The sequence below is a fragment of the Sulfuricurvum sp. PD_MW2 genome (assembly GCF_002633015.1).
In the GTDB taxonomy this organism is placed as follows: Bacteria; Campylobacterota; Campylobacteria; order Campylobacterales; family Sulfurimonadaceae; genus Sulfuricurvum.
This window is the reverse complement of record NZ_NSIU01000011.1, coordinates 1-15,294: the sequence shown is the minus strand read 5'-3', so window position 1 is coordinate 15,294 and position 15,294 is coordinate 1. Positions and strand designations below refer to the sequence as shown.

The 15,294-nt window shown below is 39.2% G+C and carries 10 protein-coding genes; 5 read left to right on the top strand and 5 right to left on the bottom strand.

Annotation, left to right across the window (positions count from 1 at the left end; all coding sequences use genetic code 11):
- Nucleotides 1-7 precede the first annotated feature (7 nt).
- The 5 genes from CJD30_RS06490 to CJD30_RS06470 all read left to right on the top strand — a co-directional run bounded on the left by CJD30_RS06490 (nucleotide 8) and on the right by CJD30_RS06470 (nucleotide 10,246).
- Nucleotides 8-2,929 carry an ATP-binding protein gene (locus tag CJD30_RS06490; RefSeq protein WP_294917572.1) on the top strand — a complete coding sequence of 974 codons (2,922 nt, stop codon included), beginning with the start codon at nucleotides 8-10 and terminating at the stop codon, nucleotides 2,927-2,929.
- Entirely contained in the window at nucleotides 2,926-4,221 is a 1,296-nt protein-coding gene (locus CJD30_RS06485; RefSeq protein ID WP_294917570.1) for a diguanylate cyclase, read from the top strand. The genes CJD30_RS06490 and CJD30_RS06485 overlap by 4 nt, the downstream gene beginning before the upstream one ends.
- 154 nt (nucleotides 4,222-4,375) lie before the next feature.
- Nucleotides 4,376-5,650 carry a DEAD/DEAH box helicase gene (locus tag CJD30_RS06480; RefSeq protein ID WP_294917566.1) on the top strand — a complete coding sequence of 425 codons (1,275 nt, stop codon included), beginning with the start codon at nucleotides 4,376-4,378 and terminating at the stop codon, nucleotides 5,648-5,650.
- A 77-nt stretch (nucleotides 5,651-5,727) separates the two neighbouring features.
- Nucleotides 5,728-7,995 carry a diguanylate cyclase gene (locus CJD30_RS06475; protein ID WP_294917565.1) on the top strand — a complete coding sequence of 756 codons (2,268 nt, stop codon included), beginning with the start codon at nucleotides 5,728-5,730 and terminating at the stop codon, nucleotides 7,993-7,995.
- A gap of 19 nt (nucleotides 7,996-8,014) precedes the next feature.
- Nucleotides 8,015-10,246, top strand: a complete 2,232-nt coding sequence (locus CJD30_RS06470) for an HD domain-containing phosphohydrolase (protein WP_294917563.1) — start codon at nucleotides 8,015-8,017, stop codon at nucleotides 10,244-10,246.
- Between the two features lie 25 nt (nucleotides 10,247-10,271).
- Here the strand turns inward: CJD30_RS06470 and CJD30_RS06465 are convergent, their stop codons facing one another.
- From CJD30_RS06465 to CJD30_RS06445, 5 genes are all read right to left on the bottom strand, one after another.
- On the bottom strand, nucleotides 10,272-11,876 hold the full coding sequence (locus tag CJD30_RS06465) for a methyl-accepting chemotaxis protein (RefSeq protein ID WP_294917560.1): 1,605 nt from the start codon (nucleotides 11,874-11,876) through the stop codon (nucleotides 10,272-10,274).
- 139 nt (nucleotides 11,877-12,015) lie between these two features.
- Nucleotides 12,016-13,383, bottom strand: coding sequence for a deoxyribodipyrimidine photo-lyase (locus CJD30_RS06460; RefSeq protein ID WP_294917558.1), 1,368 nt, complete (start codon nucleotides 13,381-13,383; stop codon nucleotides 12,016-12,018).
- A 2-nt stretch (nucleotides 13,384-13,385) separates the two neighbouring features.
- Entirely contained in the window at nucleotides 13,386-14,333 is a 948-nt protein-coding gene (locus CJD30_RS06455) for a DUF523 and DUF1722 domain-containing protein (protein ID WP_294917556.1), read from the bottom strand.
- A 3-nt stretch (nucleotides 14,334-14,336) separates the two neighbouring features.
- Nucleotides 14,337-14,558, bottom strand: a complete 222-nt coding sequence (locus CJD30_RS06450; protein WP_294917554.1) for a hypothetical protein — start codon at nucleotides 14,556-14,558, stop codon at nucleotides 14,337-14,339.
- Nucleotides 14,559-14,599: 41 nt separating this feature from the next.
- On the bottom strand, nucleotides 14,600-15,127 hold the full coding sequence (locus CJD30_RS06445; protein ID WP_294917552.1) for a transglycosylase SLT domain-containing protein: 528 nt from the start codon (nucleotides 15,125-15,127) through the stop codon (nucleotides 14,600-14,602).
- Between the last annotated feature and the right edge of the window lie 167 nt (nucleotides 15,128-15,294).

Below are 15,294 nucleotides of genomic sequence, written 5' to 3'. Positions count from 1 at the left end.
AATCCGTTTGTCGTTTCGTTATCGTTTTATTCTCTCTTTTTTAACGATTGAAGTTATTTTTATCTCACTGATCGTCTTTTTTAATTTTACATCACTTTCTAAATTATCCCATTCTCTTATCGAAGAGAAAATCGAGACCGGAACGACACTGTTCACCGAGATGGTAAAAACTCCCCTTATCGTATTTGATTTAGCGACTTTGGACGATCAATCTAAAAGTTTTGTTCAGCTCAAAAATATTGCCGCAGTCAAAGTATTTGACAAAGATGGACGTCTTGTCAGTCGTGCCAGTATAGATCCGACATTGGATATTGATGATTTTACGATCTTTTCTCATGATGTGATGAAAGATGAGAGGACGTTTAGACTAAAAAATGTTCCGATTGTCATCAAAGGTGAAGAGATCGGGTATGCAAAGATTTTATTTGAATTGACAGAGAGTTTAAAAATCGTTGAGGATAATAGAAAACTCACTTTTTTGTTGATCATGATTGAAATCACGATTAGTTCCTTTTTTGCGTATTTTATCGGTCAGCGCTTGACCAATACCCTGAATCAATTGACGCAGTACGCAAAACAGATTGCCAATGGGGATGATTCAACGGTTGAAGATAACATTATTCGCGGTGATGAGATTTCGATACTCTCCGATACGTTCGCGCTCATGCAGCAGAAGATCGAAGAGCGTAATGCAAAGTTACATGAGATGGTTGAGACGCTACAAGAAGATATTTTGCAACGCAAAGAACTGGAAGACAAATTGAGATTTGCAAAAAATATCAATCGGACGTTTATTGAAAGTGCCAATGCGATTATTGCCGTCATTGATCGTGATGGGGTGATGATTAATATCAATCCCTATGGAGAGCGTTTTTGCGGCTATACCCAAGAAAAGATTGCTTCAGAACCCTATTTTTGGTCACGTTTTTTGCAACCGCATATGCAAGACAAAGTTACGGGCATTATTAGCAATGCACGTGATGGAAATATCACGGAAAGCTTTCAAAATGCCTGGATCTCCAAAGAGGGTGTTGAGAGGATGTTTGAATGGTCCAATGCCTTGGTGAACGATGAAAATGGGCAAATGCAGTATGTCACTACGATAGGGATCGACATAACCGAGCAAAAAGAGCATCAATTGGCCCTTGAAAAAGCAAAAGAGGAAGCAGAAGCCGCCGCAAAAGCCAAGTCGGACTTTTTGGCCAATATGTCTCATGAAATACGAACACCGCTCAATGGGATTATCGGTCTCACTGAATTGGTATTGAAAACAGAGTTAGAAGCGAAACAGCGGGATTTTCTCGAAAAATCGAATATATCCTCCCATGCATTACTTGATGTGATCAACGATATTTTGGATTATTCGAAAATTGAAGCCGGCAAATTTGTTTTGGAAAACAAACCTTTTGACGTCAAAAGTGTTTTGAACAATATCATGAGTCTTTTTGAATTTCAAGCCGTACAAAAAGGGTTGACACTGCGGCTCGATGTTAGTTTATTAGAGAGTATTATGATCGGGGATGCGTTGCGATTGACCCAAATATTGACAAATCTTGTGGGGAATGCAATCAAATTTACAGAAACAGGATCAATTTTTATCCATGTCATGATGACCAGTGAAGATGAGAATAATGTCTATTTGCAATTTTGTATAGAAGATACCGGCATAGGGATGAATGAAAAAGCCAAAATGAAAATATTTCAGGAATTTTCACAAGCTGATACCTCCATTACACGACAATTTGGGGGAACGGGGTTAGGTTTGGCGATATCCAAACAGTTGGTCACTATGATGGGCGGCGATATATGGGTTGAAAGTGAGCCGAACCGAGGGAGCCGATTTTTCTTTACTACTGAATTTGGAAAAATGAAATCATTTACACCTGCAATGCAAAGCGAAGAAATTGCGGTTGATCCTCAGAAGCTCAATGCTATCAAAGGTTCCCGAATTTTATTGGCGGAAGATAATAAAATTAATCAGCTTGTCGTTGTTGAGTTATTAGAGGAATTGGGGATGGTTGTAGAGATCGCTGAGAATGGGCAAAAAGCTGTTGAATATGCTTCATCAAAGGATTACAGTTTGATTTTGATGGATATACAAATGCCTCTATTGGATGGATTTGAAGCGACACGAGTGATACGAAAGCTTGCCAATAATATTGATACTCCGATTATAGCCTTGAGTGCCGCTGTGATGCAAAAAGACAGAGAACTTACCTCAGAAGTGGGTATGAATGCCCATTTGAGCAAACCGATCAATAAAAATGAGTTGTTCAAAGCGCTGGTGCAATGGATTTCTCCTAAAACGGATAGTTTACCAACAAAAACGGTAGAAAACCCAATTACCAAGAGTCAATTTGAAGGTGAGATCGAGGGGATCGATATGGCAGAATTGATAGACCGTATCGGAAATGACACCGAAAAGATAAAGCGCTATATGCTCTATTTTTGCAGTGAATATGAAAATATAGAATCCAAAATAGACTCTTTAAAAATTGGGGATGAAACATTTAAAAATCTGGTTCATACGCTTAAAGGAATCAGCGGTAATCTCTCGATGAAAGAAATTTATCCATTGGCAAGTGCGCTTGAAGTATCCAATGATCCGGATCAGATCAAAGATATTACCCATAAACTCGTTATAGCATCGGTTGAAATGGTTCAGAATATTCGGAATTTTTACAGCGAAGACGATGAAATAATTCAAAGTGAAGTCTATACGAGAGAAGCGTTAGAAACGTATATAAGAGAGCTTATCGACGATTTGGTTCAATCAAAAATAATAGCTCCCGCAAGAGTAGAATTACTCAACAAAATGTTGAAATATTGTGTGGATGATGACGTACGCGAACGGACAATCGAGTATTTGTATGCGTATGAATACGATGAAGCCTTGCCACTTCTAAAAAATATGATAGGTTTACCATGAAATACAATAGCAGACCCAAAATATTAATCGTCGATGACGAGCGTTTAAATATCTCTATCGTTGCTGAGATTTTAAGTCCGGAATATGATCTTCTGGTAGCTACCAATGGTGAAAAAGTTTTGCAAATCGTCTCATTGGACCCCAAACCTGATCTGATTTTACTTGATATCGTTATGCCTGGTATGAATGGCTTTGAAGTTGCCAAACAGCTTAAAGAGGCTCCTGAAACTCTCCAAATACCGATTATATTTTTGACGGCAAAACATGATAATGAGAGTATCGTTCAGGGATTTGGACTCGGAGCGGTCGATTTTGTTACGAAACCTTTTCAAAAAGAGGAGTTGATTGCCCGTATTAAAAATACGCTGCAAATCTATAATTTAAAAAATGCACTGAATCGTGCCCTCGAAAAAAGTCAGCAGTACGCAAAAACGGTTGAAAATCAAATGGCATTGATCGATAAAAATATTATTATGTCCAGTACAGATTTAGAGGGAAAAATCACCGAAGTCTCAGAAGCCTTTTGCAAAATTTCAGGGTATAAAAAAGAGTATTTGATTGGGAAAAATCACCGTATCGTTCGCCATCCCGATATGAAACCTCCTTTGTTCGTAAAACTCTGGGATACCATCACTCATGGCGATACATGGCATGGAGAGCTAAAAAATAGAAGCAAACACGGGTTGTACTATTGGCTTGATACGATGATCTATCCGATCGTGGATGATTTTGGAAATCGCACAGGGTATACGGCTATTAGCCATAACATAACGAATAAAAAACGGGTTGAAGAGCTCTCCGTAACGGATCAGTTGACGCAATTGCATAATCGTATGTTTATGGAAAATAGTTTTAGAGCAGAGATAAAACGCTCCAAACGTTACGGATATACGTTTACGGTCATTATGTTGGATATTGACCATTTCAAAGAGGTCAACGATACCTTTGGACATGACATCGGAGATAGTGTTTTGATCGAGATTGCTAAGACGTTATCGGCTAATATTCGAGAAACCGATATATTGGGACGATGGGGTGGTGAAGAATTTTTAATCATTTGTCCTCATACAACGGATGCGGAAGCCGCTATTGTGGCAGAGAAAATAAGAGATACCATCGAAGCTCATTCATTTCATATTGTCGATCGAAAGACCTGCAGTTTCGGGATCGCAATGTTTGATTTACAAGAGGATGATTACAAAGAGGTTATGAAACGTTCTGATGAAGCGTTATACCGTGCCAAGAAAAACGGGCGTAATTGTGTAATCAATTATCATCAATCAAATTTTTAGTTAGTACGCTACAATGGTGAGATTGATTCATGCCTACGGTTGGTGTGAGCGTGAACTTGCCTTTAACTGCACTTTCTATTTTATGTTTCCTCTTGCCTAAAACCGTCCACAGTTGAGACTTTGGTTGGGCTAAACCACCAAAGGATCTCCTTTTATGACATTTTCCGATTTAAACCTCAATGAGTTATTGCTAAAAGCAATCAAAGATCAAGGCTATACAAGCCCAACACCGGTTCAAGCCCAAGCGATCCCTTTTATTTTGGAAGGACGTGACATGCTCGCCGGTGCACAAACCGGAACCGGTAAAACAGCCGGTTTTACTCTCCCTTTATTGCATATTTTGAGTCACAAAAAAAATGCAAAAACACACCGTAAAATCAGAGCGCTTATTTTGACTCCAACGCGTGAGTTAGCGGCACAAGTGGGGGAGAGTGTAAAAATTTACGGAAAACATCTTCCTCTAAAAAGTGCCGTAATTTTCGGGGGTGTTGGTATAAATCCTCAAATTACGACATTAAAAGCCGGTGTTGATATTTTGGTTGCTACTCCGGGACGATTATTGGACCATGTGGGGCAGGGGACGATTGATCTTAGCAGTGTTGAAATATTTGTTTTGGATGAAGCCGATCGGATGCTTGATATGGGATTTATACGCGATATTCGTCGGGTGATCAATATTTTGCCGAAAGTACGTCAAAACTTGATGTTTTCGGCTACCTATTCGGACGATATCAAAACCCTCGCAAATACCTTGCTTCGAAATCCTGCCGAAGTTGAAGTAGCACGCCGAAATACTTCCAGTGAATTGGTGAAACAAAGTGTCATTTTGGTTGATTGCAAGCGGAAAAGTGCTTTGTTGGGTGAATTGATCAACAAAAATAAGTGGGAACAGGTTCTTGTTTTTACCCGCACCAAACATGGAGCGAATAAACTGAGCGAGTATTTTCAAAAAATCGGAATCACAGCGGCAGCGATTCACGGAAATAAAAGCCAAAGTGCCCGAATGAAAGCGCTTGATGATTTTAAAAAAAGTTCTGTACGTGTTTTGGTCGCAACCGATATTGCGGCGCGCGGTATCGATATCGACGCATTGCCGCATGTCGTGAATTTTGAGCTTCCCAATATTGCTGAAGATTACGTACACCGTATCGGTCGTACTGGGCGTGCCGGATGTGAGGGAGAAGCTCTCTCTTTGGTATGTGTTGATGAGGCCGAATACCTAAAAGGGATTGAAAAATTGATCAACAAAAAGCTCGATAGCCGTATTATCGAAGGGTATGAACCGGACCTGTCGATCAAACCGGAACCGATTCAAAGAGGTCGTGGTGGAGCCAATCGTAGTGGAGGAAACGGGGGAAACAAACCGGTTCAGAAAAGCAGCCGACCTCGATCCGAATCGCATCGTAAAAATAATAATCGACAACATTAATTATTTTTTTTAAAATAAGGAAATATTTTATCTTATACGCTGTAGAATATATCACAATCTTATAAAGTTAGTGATGTATGTTTTTAAAGTTTTTTTTGTTTTTAACCCTAATAACCTCTTTTCTTGGCGCAGCTGCATTAGAAAAAGTTTCCGTTCAATTGGATTGGAAATATCAATTCGAATATGCTGGATATATAGCTGCTAAAGAAAAGGGCTTCTACCGCAATGCAGGTTTGGATGTAGAATTAAGAGAATATACACAAAACTCTGATGTTGTATCCGAAGTTTTAAACGCTAAAGCCAATTATGGTGTTTATAACAGCAGTATTGTAGTGGATAATGGAAAAATCAAACCGATTGTGGTGATGGCAACCTATTTGCAGCACTCTCCTTTAGTACTCGTTACCCGAAAAGGGATCGATAGCCCCGCTGATTTGGTAGGGAAAACCATTATGGGGACAAAAAACGAGCTTAAACACAGTACCCTTTCTCTCTTGCTCTCTCATTTTGACATTTCTTCTCAAAATTCCCGTTTTGTAGATCAAACATTCAGTATTGATCCATTGGTGAACGGCAAAGTCGATGCGATGAGCGCATACCGTTCGAATCAATTATATTTACTCGATCAAATGCGATTTCCGTATGAAATTATTGATCCGGTTGAGTATGGTTTTGTCATGAATGCCGGAAATCTTTTTACATCGCAACAAGAGGCAATAAAGCATCCTGAACGTACTCAAAAATTCATTGAAGCGACAAACCTTGGATGGAAATATGCAAAAGAGCATTCAGGAGAAATCATCGATATTCTGATTCAAAAATATCATGTCAAAAAATCGTATGAAGCACTTGCGTATGAGTCAAAGGTTATCAAAAAACTCATGATGACCGATTTTTATGCCATCGGTGAAACAAATAGTGAGACAACAACCCGTTTGTATAAACAATTACTTCGTACAGGTGCAATACGAGAAGACCAAAAGTTGGGGCAATTTTTATTTCGCGATGTGATTGAAAGCTCAAAAAATAAATTTCAATTGAGCGAAGCCGAAAAAGATTTCCTCTCCGCTAAGAAAAAAATAACGATGTGTGTCGATCCTGAGTGGTATCCGCTCGAAGCGATCCGTGATGGAAAACATATCGGTATCGCTTCGGACATTATGCAAAACTTTGAAAGCAAACTGGCAACCCCGATTGAGCTGATTCCGACATCATCATGGAATGACTCTTTGATTCTGGCCAAAAACAGAACATGCGATATTTTATCGATGGCTTCAAAAACACCTGAGCGCCTAAAATATATGGATTTTACGACAGCGTATTTGGAGTTACCCTATGTTTTGGTCACCTCAATGGACAAACCATTTATCGAGAGTATTGATCAGTTGCATGGGAAAAAGATAGGGGTTGTCAGAGGATATGAGATTATTAGTCGGCTCAAAAAACGTTATCCAAATATTACGATTGTTGAAGTCGATTCGATTAGCGATGGCTTGAAACAAGTTGAAAACAACCATCTCTATGGATACATTGATAACCTTGTCGTTACGACTTCGTATATACAAAAAGGGTATACCGGAAGTTTAAAAGTCTCATCGCGCCTCGAAGAAAAAGATGAGTTGAGAGTGGCTGTACGCAATGATGAGCCGCACTTATTCAATATCTTTCAAAAGCTTATCGTACAGCTGGATGAAGCTACTAAGCAGAAAATCTATAATGAATGGGTTTCTGCAATTGAGCAGGTGGCATGGATAGACAATACCTTGGTTTGGAAAGTTTTTGCACTAATTATGGTGGGGATTGTTGCGTTTACATGGCGTTATTTTATCCTCAGACGATACAATATAAAACTTTTGGAACTTTCAATTACCGATAAATTGACAGGACTCTACAATCGCCAAAAAACCGATGAAAAACTTTTGGAAGAGCAGCGTAAAGTGGATCGGTATCCAACGTATGAATGCAGTGTGATACTTATTGATGTCGATTATTTTAAATCGATCAATGATCAATATGGCCATCAAAGCGGGGATCATGTTTTACGGCAGATAGCACAAATTTTACAAGAAAATTTACGTCAAACTGATGTAATCGGGCGATGGGGAGGTGAAGAATTTATCATTATTCTTCCGCATACACCGATGGGAAAAGCTGATAGCGTTGCCGAACATTTGCGTTATAGTGTTGAACATTATCCCTTCGGATTGGATCAGTCGATCACCATTAGTATCGGTATTGGGAAGCTTTTCAGAGATCAAGGTATCCATGAGACGATAAAATATATCGATAGTGCCCTCTATGAAGCTAAAAATAGCGGTAGAAATCGGATTTGTCATGCGGAATAAAAGTATAAAGAGGTAGAAAATGTTTAAAACGAAAGAGCGAAAAATAGTCATATTTTTTACCATTTTTATCAGTATGATTGGTCTGATCATGATACTTGGAATTCTGAAAAATGCTAAAAAAGTGCAAATTGCTCAGACACAAGAACTTTTAGTGCAAGAAGCTACCGCGCATTACAGAACCATCAAAGAGTTACAGATTTGGCATAATAAATTCGGAGGAGTGTTTAAAGAGGGGGTCGATAATGACGATTACCATTTTAATATTTACAGTTTAAAGCCGAAAAATGAACATAACCGTGCGCAAGGGTTTGCTAAAGATGCCTTAATGTATTTGAAAGATCATCCTAAAGAGACATTGTATCACCGTTTTTCAGAGGATAACAAGCGATTTGATTTTGTCGGAGTCCTCTACACCAAGCCTCGATGTGTGGAGTGCCATACGAATTTTACTGTTGGGGAAATGCGTGGAGGTATCGAAATCACACTTCCTCTGAAACATTATCAAGCGAGTTTGGAAACGATTCAAAATCAGTTTCGTATATCTTATATCATGGTGATAGGTGGTTATGTATTGGGGCTTGGATTGCTCCTTTATTTTATACATAAGATTTTTAAAAACAAAGAACATATTGAGGAATTGAACAGTTCTTTAGAACAAAAAGTAATTCAGCGAACACACGAAGTACATGTATTGTATAGCCGAGAACATTACCTCAAACGACTTTTGGAAACGATTACCGAGTTAAATGAGTCGTTGATCAGTACCTATTCTTTGGGTTCCATCATTGAAACAAGCTTAGAAACTCTCAAACATCATCCGAACTACAAACTTATTTTATTTGGACATTATGATGGAGAAGTTTTTCATCAGCGCTATATTTCTGGGGATATTTATGAAATTTTTACCCAAGAACACTGTTCGCTTGCAGAGTTAGAAAAGAACAGTAATTACACTGCAATATATAACACAATCATTAATCGTCATTGGTCTTTGGAAACACCATGTTCGGTAGTATTGCCATTTCGAGAGCATCACCGTCAGGAAGATTATGATTTGAGTGCTGCTATTGCTTTTCCGATGATTGAGCATGAAGAGCAGAAAGGTTTTGATATCCTCGCTTTTTGGACCGATCGTGAAGAGGGATTTGATGGGGAAGAGATCAATATTCTAGATACTGTAGTTCACGACATAGCAATGGCACTTAGTGCATATAAACAGCGCAAAATGAATGAAAGACTCCAAAAAGAGCAGATTACCAATTACGAGGAGACCATTCTTGCGTTTGTTGATATGATTGAGCAACGGGATGCTTATACCGCGGGACATACGCTTCGCGTTGCCAAATATTCACGCTTATTGGCTAAGTACATGCAAATCGATGAAGCATTGATTCATAAAATCGAAAAAGCGGCTATTTTGCACGATATTGGGAAAATTGCCACTCCGGATACGATTTTGCTTAAACCGGGACGCTTGAATGCTCTTGAGTACGAATTGATTAAAAATCATGTCACTGCAGGGTATAAAATGCTCTCCAAAGTCAAAATGTATGCTGAATTGGCCGAGATCATGAAATTTCATCATGAACATTACGACGGAAGAGGGTACCCCTATGGGTTCATAGGAGATGCAATTCCTATCGAATCGCATATTTTGATTGTTGCGGATGCTTTTGATGCGATGACGACAAATCGTATTTATAAAGGGCGTTTGAGCGTTCAAGATGCCATAAAAGAGCTGAACGCACAAAGCGGCAAGCAATTTCATCCTGCAATTGTTGAAGCGGCAAATCATGCTTTGATCGATATAGTGATTTCGCAAACAACCCAAATGCCGCAAAGTGATCTGGAAAGACAGAGATTTTCTTATTTCTTTAACGACAATCTTACCGGATTGTATAATGAATCGTATTTGGAATTGATGCTGCACCAAATTACGTCAAAAATGATTTTGACAGTTCTGCGTCTTCATAACTTTACGACATACAATAAAACAATGTCGTGGAACAAGGGTAATGAGATACTTATACGGGTTGCCAATCAGCTCAAAGAACACTATAAAGATGCCAAGGTTTTCCGTTTTGAGGGGGATGATTTTGTTATCTTGTCCCATAATCAGATTGATGTGGATACAGAAATGATTCACCTCCGTGATTTGGATCCGGAAGAGATTATTGTTCTAAAATCAGAAAGTATGAGTTTTGCAGGAAACGGTGATCTTCATAAATTTGATTTATTCATGAAAGGGTGATTTTCCCTCGCGGGAAAAAGAGAGATTATGTTCTGAAAACAGCGATTTGAGCGGTGAGCTGTTCTGTCATTTGATGTAAATGTTCTGCAGCTGCAGCGATCTCTTCAACACTACGTACATTGCTGGTAGAAAGTTCGTTGATTTTCCCGATTTTATGGATAATCGATTCGGTTGTCGCTGCATTGTTTTGTGTTTCATTGGAGAGCTTTTCAATTGCTGTAACGGTTTGTGCTAACGCATGAACGGCTGTTTCTGTATGCTCATCGACTTCAGCGGAGGCTTGAACCAATGTTTCGATGCGTTGGGTATTATGGTTCATTTGATCCGTAATATCATTGATGGATTGAACAATAACATTAACCGTAGCATTGGTTTCAACAAGACTTTTTTGGGTACGTTCTGCGAGTTTGCGAACTTCATCCGCAACGACGGCAAAACCGCGTCCGTGTTCTCCCGCACGTGCTGCTTCAATAGCGGCATTCAGAGCAAGAAGATTGGTTTGATCAGCAATATCCGCTATGACAGTGAGAACCTGTTTCACTTGAGATGCTTCTTGGGAAAGAGAGTTAAGGCGATCATTTATCTCCCCTTCCATTTGAACGGTAATAGAGAGCTGTTCAATCGTATTGTGAAGGGCTGATTGAGCTTCTTGCAAGTTTCCATGAGCCGTGAGTGCTTTTTCACGCACTAATTGTGCTTCAGCGGCAGATTCTTTCATGGCTTCTTTCATCTTATCCGATTCAACCGTTGTTTGGGTAACAATTTTTGCTTCTTCTTCCGCCGCTTTCCCGATAGATAGGGTGGTTGCTGAGAGTTCTGCAGATACGGAGAGATTTTCTGCCGAGGCGGAACGAATCCCTTGAAACGCTTGACGGAGTGTATTGACAAGTCCATTGACACTGCGGCTCATTTGTGCAAGTTCATCATTACCATCTATTTTAGCGCTTTGGGTAAAATCTCGGTTTTCTGCTACAACTTTAATGGTTTCTTCCAAACGGTGGATAGAACTAGAAATAGTGCGAATGATAAAATAAAAAACTCCCATATAAAAGATGGTACTAAGAGCAATAAGCCCAAGAAGGATATCAGAATTGGTGTTGAGGGTAGCAATATTTTTCTCTTCCATCGATTTGACTAAGGCACGTTGATCTTTGACTAATTGCTCATGTAACTCACCCGCTTTTTTATTAATCTCAGCAAGTTCTTGTCCCTCTTTTGTCGTTTGGAAACTTTCTGTTTTTGTCTCTTCTTTATATCTTCCGACAATATCTATACGGGGTTTATTGAGCTCTTCCCAAGCCAAAACATCCGATTTTAATTTTTGCAGACGATCTTTATTCTCCTGTGAACGGGTCATAGAGGCAAGTTTATCAAGTGCTTCAGCCAGTTTGTTTACCCGATCCGTATAGGCATCAAGGTTTTTTTGTTGAAAGAAAAGTTGGTATCCGCGTACTTCCATCAGCATTCCATTAGTATGAGCACGGATATCACCTAACAAAACCATTCGTTCGGCGGTTTTAATTGCATCATTATTATTGAAGGATGTCAAAAATCCAAAGCTTACGAATGAAATGAAGCTAAATGCCATAAAGGCAATCAATTTTCCCCTGATAGTAGCCAGATTGAACACGGTTATATTCCTTATTATTACGAGTATGTTGCAATTTTACCTCTTTCTATGTTAAAAAATAAATGAATGATCATTCAGTATTGGCTATTTTAAGTATATGGGCAATGTAGTAACGACTTGTGAAATGCGAGAATAGGATTTAGAGTGATTTGTAGTAATTGAGTGCTTTTTGCGAACTTTCTCTATGATTTACAATAGGTGATGGATAGCTAGACAGGTTTAAACTAAACAATAGTGATTCGGTATACAAAGTTTTTGTTGGAACAGAGTTCAGTTCCGGGATCCATCGTCGAATATAATCTCCGTTGGAATCAAATTTCGAGGCTTGGGTATAGGGGTTGAAAATCCGAAAATAGGGTTGCGGATCGACACCGGTTCCGGCACTCCATTGCCATGAGAGGATATTGGAGCTCGCATCGTAATCGTTAAGGTGTTTTGCAAAAAATGCTTCTCCCCATTGCCACGGTAAAAGGAGATTTTTGGTGAAAAAAGAGGCTACGATCATGCGGACGCGATTGTGCATTTCTCCGGTATGTAAAAGTTCTCGAATGCCGGCATCGACAATCGGCACACCTGTTTGTGCATTACAAAAAGCATTGAAGTAGCTCTCATTTTCAATTCCTTTGAAGGGATAGCGAAAATTGGTGGTGCTTAGATGAGGAAAATGGGCCAAGAGCATCGCATAAAATTCTCTAAAGATCAACTCTCTAAAAAAGGGCTCGGTATCGATTCCCTGTTTTTTCTGTTCACTGAGCCACCGTAATAATGCACGCACAGAAAGTCTTCCGAATCGAAGATCGCTGCTGATGTGTGAGGTAGCCGATAATGCCATAAAATCTCTATTATGATGGTAGTCCGAAATTTTATCGGTGAATCGGTTGAGCTTATCGATTGGACTTTGACAAAGTATGTCGGGGAGATCTTGTTGCTCGAATTCGATCGAGGAGAGAGAAATAGGAAGCGTTTTATGAGTTGTACCGTCTATAGCATGGATAATATCAAAATTAAAGCTAATAAGCTGTTGATGAGATGGTTTGTACTCTCGCATATGTTCAGGACGAAAAAGGCTTTTTGCACGGTTATAAAACGGGGTAAATACCAGATAAGGCGTTCCATTATCTTTAAGTACTTCATCATGTCTAAAAATATAGTTGTCATGGAGATAATGAAACATTATGCGATGAGAGACGGTTCGATCGCGTTCGATGGCATAGGCATCGTAATCTCTTGAGGCGCATACTTCATCAAACTTTTCGACACGCAGCAGATAATCAAATATATCCACCGGTTTTCCATAAAAAAGGGCCAGATTAAGCCCTTTGTCCTGTAACGATTTTTTTATGGCGATGAGGGTTTGAAAGATAAATGTTACACGTCTATCATCGGGTTTTAGAGACGAAAGGATTGTCGTATCGAAAATAAAAATGGGGAGAACCTCTCCTTGCAATGAAAGGAGAGGATTATCCTCAGTACGAAGATCGCGACGAAACCATAAGATTCGTCTCATGATTATTTTCCTGCGTCTAAATGTGAGCGTAGAGCCAATGATTTAGGGTAGGGATTGAGAAACGTTTGTTCCAATAAATAGTGATTTTCATACTTTTGGGCATAGAGGGAAATCGTAGAAAGGGGAACAATCAAGGGGATGATTTTATCGGCAAAATCGCTGATTTGAGTATGTAAAATCGTTTTTTCGCTTTTGCTAAGCTCATTTTTGAAAAAGCCGGCTAAGTGTTCTAAAACGTTTCTTGTCTTTTTGATCGTGCTTTTGTGAGAAATGGCCGTTTTAAATCCAAGTTCATACATCGCCAGTCGAGTCTCTAGAGAGATATTATCCCGATTGGCAACGATGTTTCCAAGCTCGCGGTAGAGTTTTTCGTCTTTGGCTTGGAGCATAAACTTATGGATCGTATGAAATCGCACCAGATCACCGATTGAGGGATTGGATTGTTTGAATTGCTCATATACGCTATAAGCAAAGATCTGCATAATAAAATTTTCTTTGAGCCACGGGTCCTGGAGCCGACCTTCCTCTTCCATTGGAAGCAGAGGATAGCGTTCACGGCACATGGAAGCGAAAATACCGTCTTCTTTCCCTTCGCAAAAACCGTTTTCAAGATAGAATTTGGCACTTTTTAGTCCGCAGCTGGGAGACTTTGATTTAAAAATAATACCGCATAAGGTTTCGTTAGAAATTTTGGAAAGCTCATTTTGACTTGCTGCAATGAGTTGATCGGTCAATCGGGTATTGTTTTTGTTGGATTGAACGTGGATTGAATCGTTTTTATGGATTAGACGTATTGACGGGCGAGGTGTTCCGAATGCTAAATGTTCGGGACAAAACGGGATGAATTCAGCATATTGTCCGAGCTCATCGGTAATAAAGCGATCATGTTTATGACCCCCGTCAAAACGTATTTTTTCACCCAATAAACAGGCAGAAACAGCTATTTTCAAGATTTATTCTTCTTTTGGTTTTTCGGTTTTAGGTTGTTGTTCCGGTGGCGGTTTCAGTTGGCTGTCTTGATACATTTTGGAAAGTTTTTTTAGCTCTGAATCCATCGTTTTTGGCGGTATTTTCGGCGGATTAAGGGGAAGAATAAAGGCTAATAGGATAAATATCAAGCTAAAAATGACTCCGCTTAAAAGCGCTAAAATGACTTTTAATTTTTCATCATCCATATATAACCCCCTTTTTATTTGAGAGTATTATAGCTTAAAAATTATGACAGCTTGCCTGTTGAGATCAAGTGATTGACGACGTCCATATTTTTCATAACACGATTATAATAGGTATAGTTGGTTGTACCACCGTTATATCCGCTGACAGCATAAAAATGATCCAGACGTTGGTTGTGAAGCAAAACGATGTAATGTGCAGCTACTTGCGCTGATAGTTTAACATCACCTAATAATCGCCCGGCGAGTTGGGTGTCATTAAGCGTATTGAGCCATGAAAGCTTTTTGACATGCTGTGAAACATGGCGTGCGGTAGCAACTTGAATTTGCATTGCACCCAATGAAGCTTTGGTGAATGATTTTTTATTTTTATAATCGCCGATTGTATATTGTCCGGCATCACTTTCTGTCAAACAGATAGCACTGAGAGTATTTTCATACGTTTTACCGTTTTTATCCGGAATAGACTTCGCTACATCACGTACTGTTTGTAAAACATGAAGCTGTTTTTTAGTCATTGGATCAGCAAAAAGAGACAAAGCGAATAGTAATATTAGAGAAATAATTTTCAAAATTTACACCTCGGAATTAGAATGTGAAATTTTAGGGTACTGCGGAAGATATAACAATGGTGTGAACTTTTTAAATGAATCAGTTAAGAAAAAGTAATAAAAAAAGGGAGAATGCCACCGCAGTGGGGGAAAGTAACGATTAAGATTGGCTTAAAATATGGTTGTTT

Coding starts and splice junctions, on each gene's coding strand:
- CJD30_RS06485 (WP_294917570.1), top strand. CDS start 2,926: ATGAAATACAATAGCAGACCCAAAATATTAATCGTCGATGACGAGCGT.
- CJD30_RS06480 (WP_294917566.1), top strand. CDS start 4,376: ATGACATTTTCCGATTTAAACCTCAATGAGTTATTGCTAAAAGCAATC.
- CJD30_RS06475 (WP_294917565.1), top strand. CDS start 5,728: ATGTTTTTAAAGTTTTTTTTGTTTTTAACCCTAATAACCTCTTTTCTT.
- CJD30_RS06470 (WP_294917563.1), top strand. CDS start 8,015: ATGTTTAAAACGAAAGAGCGAAAAATAGTCATATTTTTTACCATTTTT.
- CJD30_RS06460 (WP_294917558.1), bottom strand. CDS start 13,383: ATGAGACGAATCTTATGGTTTCGTCGCGATCTTCGTACTGAGGATAAT.
- CJD30_RS06450 (WP_294917554.1), bottom strand. CDS start 14,558: ATGGATGATGAAAAATTAAAAGTCATTTTAGCGCTTTTAAGCGGAGTC.